Annotated in this window: 5 protein-coding genes; 2 read left to right on the forward strand and 3 right to left on the reverse strand. The window is 63.3% G+C overall.

Annotation, left to right across the window (positions count from 1 at the left end):
- The first annotated feature begins 83 nt into the window (after positions 1-83).
- On the forward strand, positions 84-626 hold the full coding sequence (locus tag A3736_RS01730; protein ID WP_067678416.1) for a pseudouridine synthase: 543 nt from the start codon (positions 84-86) through the stop codon (positions 624-626).
- A 12-nt stretch (positions 627-638) separates the two neighbouring features.
- Here the strand turns inward: A3736_RS01730 and A3736_RS01735 are convergent, their stop codons facing one another.
- Positions 639-1,787: a cupin domain-containing protein gene (locus A3736_RS01735; RefSeq protein WP_067678419.1), complete on the reverse strand. Its 1,149-nt coding sequence runs from the start codon at positions 1,785-1,787 to the stop codon at positions 639-641.
- Between the two features lie 151 nt (positions 1,788-1,938).
- Between A3736_RS01735 and asd the strand changes: the two genes are divergently transcribed.
- A complete protein-coding gene (asd, locus tag A3736_RS01740; protein ID WP_067678425.1) occupies positions 1,939-2,790 on the forward strand; it encodes an archaetidylserine decarboxylase in 852 nt (283 codons plus the stop codon).
- Between the two features lie 12 nt (positions 2,791-2,802).
- On the opposite strand, the gene A3736_RS01745 is transcribed toward asd, so the two are convergent.
- On the reverse strand, positions 2,803-6,396 hold the full coding sequence (locus A3736_RS01745) for a CHASE domain-containing protein (RefSeq protein ID WP_067678427.1): 3,594 nt from the start codon (positions 6,394-6,396) through the stop codon (positions 2,803-2,805).
- Between the two features lie 49 nt (positions 6,397-6,445).
- On the reverse strand, positions 6,446-6,705 hold a 260-nt coding region (locus A3736_RS17795), incomplete at its 5' end, for a hypothetical protein (RefSeq protein ID WP_233999168.1).

Here is a 6,705-nt window from a genome sequence, read left to right on the forward strand (position 1 = left end):
GATCGCTGCCGCGCATTCCACCTTACGAGCCGCCGCAAGGGCAAACGCTTGCTTCGCCCACCTCCGGCAGAAGGCCTCGCCCCATGACCGGCATCATCCTGTTCAACAAGCCTTACGGCGTACTCTCGCAATTCACCGACGAGCGGCAGGGCACCCCTCGCCCCACGCTGGCCGAATTCATCGATGCGCCGGGCTTCTATCCTGCCGGTCGGCTCGACTTCGACAGCGAAGGATTGATGGTGCTGTGCGACGATGGGCGCACACAGGCGCGCATCGCCGATCCGCGCTTCAAGCTGCCAAAAACCTATCTTGCGCAGGTCGAGGGCGAGCCCGACGAGACGGCGCTGGAGGCTTTGCGCAAGGGTGTGAAGCTGAAGGAGGGGCTCACGCGGCCAGCCGTGGCGGAATTGATCGCCGATTCGGCCCTCTGGCCGCGCGATCCGCCCATTCGCGTGCGCAAGACCATATCCGACAGCTGGCTGCGCCTCACGATCACGGAAGGCCGCAATCGACAGGTCCGCCGCATGACGGCTGCGGTCGGCCATCCCACGCTCAGGCTGGTCCGCTGGTCGGTGGGAGAATGGACGCTGGACGGGCTGGCCCCAGGCACATGGCGGCGGGTCTGATTGCGTCGCCGCTCAGTCGATTTCATTCGGCGCAAGGCAGCCGCGATTGATCAGATCGACGATCAGCTCGGCCACTTGCGGATCGGCCATGGTCTCCGCTGCCAGACAAAATCGCATTTCCGCACAGATCCGTTCCGCCACTCTCGCAGTGACACCCTGACACAGGCAGCCGCGTCCATCGACGAACAGCATCACGGCATCGTCGCTCTGGCGAATAAACGAAAAACGGCTTGCCGGATTGCGCTGGAACGCAGTGTCGCTCTGCACGAGATCGCCGAGGGAAACCGGCTCCTCGGGCGACCAATCGATCCGCTCGTCCTTGGGCGTCGTGACAAAGGCGCCGATCCATGCCGCAAATGCGTTCCTGTCCGCCATCGCGCTGACGACCATGTCGTGCAGCCGCCCGACCGCTTCCGGTGAAATCTCGCCCGGATTGGCATCGGCGGCGAGCGCCGCATCCGTATACCGGTCGTCCTCTTGCAGCGTATCGAGCACATGATCCGCGAAAGCCGACACCAGATCGCCGCGCGAGGGCGCGCGAAAACCGATCGAATAGGTCATGCAATCGTCGCCGACCGCCACCCCGTCATGCGCGAAGCCCGGTGGCACGTAGAGGATATCGCCGGGCTCGAGCACCCATTCCTCCTCCGGTTCGAAGTCCGCAAGCAGCCGCAACCCGTCATGCGGCAGCAAAGGCGCGCTGTCGTCGCACCGTTTGCCGACGCGCCAGCGCCGCCGGCCCAGCCCCTGGACGAGGAACACATCGTATTGATCGAAATGCGGCCCCACCCCGCCGCCATCCGAAGCATAGCTCACCATGACGTCGTCGATCCGCCAATCGGGAATGAAGCGGAACGGTTCGATCAGTTCGGCCACCTGGGGCACGTGATGGTCGACAGCCTGGACGAGCAGCGTCCAGGGACAATCGCCCAATCGAGCGAAGCGGTCCGGCGCAAAGGGCCCCTCTTCCAACTCCCATTGACCAGGCGCGGTATGCCGCACGAGGCGGGATTCGACCTCCGCCTCGCATGCGAGACCCGCCAGCTCGTCCGGTTCGAGCGGGTTGGACCAATCGGTCCAAGCCTCTCGGATAAGCAGCGGGCGCCTTTGCCAGGTCTCGTCGAGGAAACGCAGCGGATCGAAAGCAAGGGGGGATTCCATTTCAGGCGCGCTAGCACGGCCCGGTTTCCGGGTCACTCCGGCGAAATCGCGGCGCGCGACTTTCCCCCGTCGAGACGGTGTGTCAATTGCCGCGCAGCCAGCCGCAGCAGACGCTTCGGCACATCATTCCGGGTTTTGCGTTGAACAGTCCATGCGTGATCGTCTTTTCATCCTGTCCCAGCATCTCCTTCCCAAACAATGGCTGACCCGGCTTGCGGGGCGCGTTGCGAATGCGCGGCGCGGTCGGTCGACGACTGCGCTGATCCGCTGGTTCGTCGCCCGATACGGCGTGGATATGAGCGAAGCCGAGAATCCCGATCTCGCGAGCTATCAATCCTTCAACGACTTCTTCACGCGCCCCCTTAAGTCCGGCGCCCGCCCCCTGGCCGATGCGGCCTTCGTGTCGCCGGTCGATGGCGCGATCAGCCGGTTGGGCGATATCGAGGATCACCAAATCCTTCAGGCGAAGGGCCATCGCTTCACGACCACCCAGCTGGTCGGCGGCGACTCAGAACTGGCCGAGTGCTTTCGACATGGGCGCTTCGCCAATCTATACCTCTCTCCACGCGATTATCATCGCATCCACATGCCGTGCACCGGCCGGTTGGAACGGATGATCTACGTGCCGGGATCGCTGTTTTCCGTAAATCCGGTGACCGCACGCGGCGTCCCCGGATTGTTCGCGCGCAATGAGCGGACCGTGTGCGTATTTCGCTCCGAAACGCATGGGCGGTTCGTGATGGTCCTGGTGGGGGCCACGATCGTCGGCAGCATGGAGACGGTGTGGCACGGCGTCATCAACCCGAAGCGGACGGGCAAGGTCGCGCAATGGGATTACGCGGATCGCGAGATCGTCCTCAATCAGGGCGAGGAAATGGGACGGTTCCGCCTGGGTTCGACCGTCATCATGCTGTTCGAAAAGGACACGATCGCGTTCAATCGGGACTGGAAGCCGGAAGGCGGCGTTCGGCTGGGCGAAAAGATGGGTGAGAGTATTACCTAACGGCGTTTCCTGTCAGGCCGCCAGCGCCGCACTTTCGCGTTCTATCTTTTCGGCGATGATATCGATCATCGCGCGCATTTCTGGTTCCTGCTTGCAGGCCAACAAGGCCTTTTCCGTTTCGAGGCATTGTCTGCCGAGTTCTTCCGCGCCGAAATGCGCTGCGGTTCCGGCAATCTGGTGCAGCAGACTGCCGATTCCGGCGCGTGCGGCATCATCGATCGTTTCGTCGTCGCGCGCCGCAGCGATCGCTTTCAGGGTCATGGTCAGGCGATCCGCGAACATCTTGCGCAGTCGCGGACTGGTATTTGCTGCTTTGGCTGCGGCGGGCGGCTGGCCGCCCCCTCCTTGCGACGTCCCTGTCCATTGGGCGATCGCTTTCATCAGATCCTTCATCCGCAGCGGCTTCGCCAGATGGCCCTGCATTCCGGCGGCGCGGCATTGGCGGATATCGTCGGCATAGGCGTTGGCGGTCACCGCAACAATCGGAAGCTTCCCCGGAGAGACGCCCGCCCACCGGATCGCCGTCGTAGCGCCAATCCCGTCGAGTACCGGCATCTGCATATCCATCAGCACCAGATCGAACGGCTCGCCCTTTTTCTCGGCCATTCGGACCATGGCAATCGCCTCGCGGCCGTTTTCGGCCAGCTCGCAGGTATGGCCGCCCTTTTCGACCATCGCGCGCGTCAGTTCTTGATTCACCGGATTGTCTTCCGCCACGAGAATCCTGAGCGCGGTGGACGCGGCAGGCTCAGCTTCGGGCTGCGCGGGAACTTCGGCGACGTCTGGCTGGTCCGCGTCGGCCACCGAGATCGGCAGGTCCAGAATGAAGGACGATCCCCTGCCGACCTCGCTTTCGGCGCGCAATTCCCCGCCCATGAGCCGCGCGAGCCGGGCGCTGATCGGCAGGCCCAGACCCGTCCCGCCGAAGCGGCGTGCGATCGTCTCGTCGGCCTGCGTGAATTTCTCGAACACGCTGTCCAGCCGGTCTGCGGGAATCCCGATACCCGTGTCGCGCACAGTGATCCGAAGCGACCGGCCCTCGCCGCTTTCGTCGGGCAGGACCGCCAGGCCCAAAGCCACTCCGCCCTGTTCGGTGAACTTCACTGCATTGCCGAGCAGGTTCAGCACAATCTGGCGAAGACGCATCTTGTCGATCACCACCCTTGGGGGAAGAAGCGGGTCGATATCGAGGTCGAGACTGATCCGCTTGGCTTGCGAAGCCGGTTCCATCAGCCGAAGGCAGCTGCGCATCGTGTGGCGTAGATCGGTCGGCTCGCCGTTGACGCTCATCTGGTTCGCTTCGATCTTGGCGAAATCGAGCAGATCGTTGAGCAGGCGCAGCATCGCATTGCCCGAATCCGCGATCATTCCCAGGCGGCGGCGCTGGGCCGGATCCTCCGCTTCGCTCAGGGCAAGTTCGGTAAAGCCGATGACCCCGTTCATCGGCGTGCGGATTTCGTGGCTCATATTGGCGAGGAAGCTGGTCTTCGCCTCGTCGGCGGCGCGGGCGCGATCACGCGCTTCGGTAAGGTGCCGGCGCATCTGAACCTCCTCGGTTCGATCGATAATCACGCCGAACAGGGTCTTGGCCGCAGGCTTCGGGACACCCGCTATCGCTGCAGAATTCCCCTCGCCCCCTGCATGTCCGATCACTTCGACGTGCCGGATGCTGTCGTCGGCCTTCACCAGTCGCGCGGCAAACCGAAAGCCCGATCCGTTCATGGAAGCATCGGCAATCGCCTGTTCCACGATCGGGCGGTCTTCGGGATGGTAAAGCTCGATCGCGTGGTCGAGCCCGGGCGGCGTCTCCCCTTCGATGCCGTGCAGGCGATAGACCTCGTCCGACCATTTCACAGTCCGTGTTTCAAGATCGACATGCCAGTGGCCGACATGCGCCGTCGCCTCGGCAAGATTGAGCATGCGATTGCGTTCGGCCACTTCGGCGGTGGCCTCTTCCACCTTGCGGACCACCAGCGCCTCGCGCCGGGAAAAGGATATCAGCAGGACCCCGAGCAGGATCGTCATCATGACGCCCGCCAGCAGGACGACGAGCGGTTCGTTGGACGTGACACGCTCTTCGAAGGCGGGGAGCGAGCGCCAACGCAGCGTGATGGGCTCGTTCGCCATCTCGATCGTGCGTACGATTTCGAAGTGCGACGTGCGCGTCTCGTCTACATTGTTCGCATACATGAGATCGGCTTCGTCCGTGCCGCTTCCGAAGAAGACTTCGAGCGAGAAGTCGCTTCCCTGTCGCGGCGTAAGTTCGGCGAGAAAATCCGCCGCGATCAAAGGCGAATAGGACCAGCGCCGACCATATTCGGGATCGTCTTCCGCGATCGGACGCATCAGCAGAAAACCGACGCCGTGTCCTGAATCCTGTACCAGCGCGATCGGACGCGTGATGGTCGCTTCGCCGGTCGCTTCGGACAAGGCAATGGCTTCGCGCCGCCCTTCCTCAAAAGACAGATCGAGGCCGAGGGCGGCGAGATTGTCTTCCAGCGGTTCGATGCGATCGATGATGAAATGGTGTTCCCGTACCAGCTTGGGATGGACTTCGAACCGATTGCCGAATTCGCGCCCGAACTCGGCACGGAAATCATCCATCTTGTCGGCGCCGACATGGCGGAAGATGCCGAGGCCGCGCATGCCTGGATAGGACTGATCGAGATTGATACGGCTTACATAATCGTTCCATTCTGCTGGCGAAACATGGTCGCTCAGCGCCGCGAAGGCACCTGCGGCCTCTATCGCGCGCGAGTAATTTCCAAGACGGTAGGCAAGAGCCTGTTCCGTATCCGTCGCCAGAGCGGCAAAGCTCGCCTCGGACTGGACGTATTGATTTTCCGCAGCATGGCGCGTGGCGTAAAAGGTCAGGAGCAGCGTGGTGGTCAGACACGCGGCGATCAGCGCGCTCGGCCCGCGCAGCGGCGATCCACGCCACAGGATCCTGACCGGGGACAGGCGCGAAAAGAGCAGGATCGGAACGACGAAGGCGATGCCCAGCATATCGCCGAAAGCCCAAGTCGACCAGTTTTCTAACAGATTTTCCGGCCTGACAATTCCGGCCGCCCATAATGCTCCGACACCGATCGTGCCCGATATCAGGCAGGGGGTGACAAGGGCACCGATCAACGCCGACAGCTGGCGCACTTCGCGCGCGTCGATGTCCGGACAAAGGCGTCGCATCAACGCCCAGCCTGCCAGCGCCTGAAGGGCCGCACCCATGCCGACAGTCGCCGCGATCGCGAGCGGAATCACGGCCTCGCTTACCGTGCCGACGCCTTCGAACCCCTGCAGCATATTGATCGCTGCCGACCCCATCCAGACGCCGATCCACATGCGCGGACCGCGCAGCAACAGCGCCGCCAGCGCCACGCCGGATGCCGGCCAGACGAGCGTCGCATAACCGGGCGGCACGGCCAGCGAGAGCCCGATATACCCGGCCATGAAATAGCAGACGGCGAGCAGCATTGCATCGAGCAGCCAGCGAAGGCGAGCGAGCAGTCCCAAGCCAGCCCTGCGTTCCGCAAGTGCGTGCGGACCCACGCTTTCGAGCGCGACAGGGCCCGGTGCGTTTTCGTCCGGCACGAGTTCGGAATGGATCACATTAACCACCTAAGCGCTTCGCAACACACCGGATCGAGTGATGGAAGGCCTACGTGACGCAGGTAAAGATATCGCAAAACCGGCAGAACCGCGCGCGATCGGCCACAGATCCCTGGAGTGCGAACGAATGGCGAGCAAAATAGAGCGCGCATTTCGGCGCGCGATCGGCTAAGGGGCCTGCAAGCTCGTGCGCCCGCAGGCGCTCGCTCCCCGCTCCCATCAGCGACTCACTGTCTCCGCTCCCGGCCGCAGCGCCGTGCGCGCCGCTTGAAAGTTTCTCCCCCCATGCCGTTTCCCGAATCCCCCGCC

The sequence above is a fragment of the Erythrobacter sp. HI0063 genome (assembly GCF_001635685.1).
In the GTDB taxonomy this organism is placed as follows: domain Bacteria; phylum Pseudomonadota; class Alphaproteobacteria; order Sphingomonadales; family Sphingomonadaceae; genus Qipengyuania.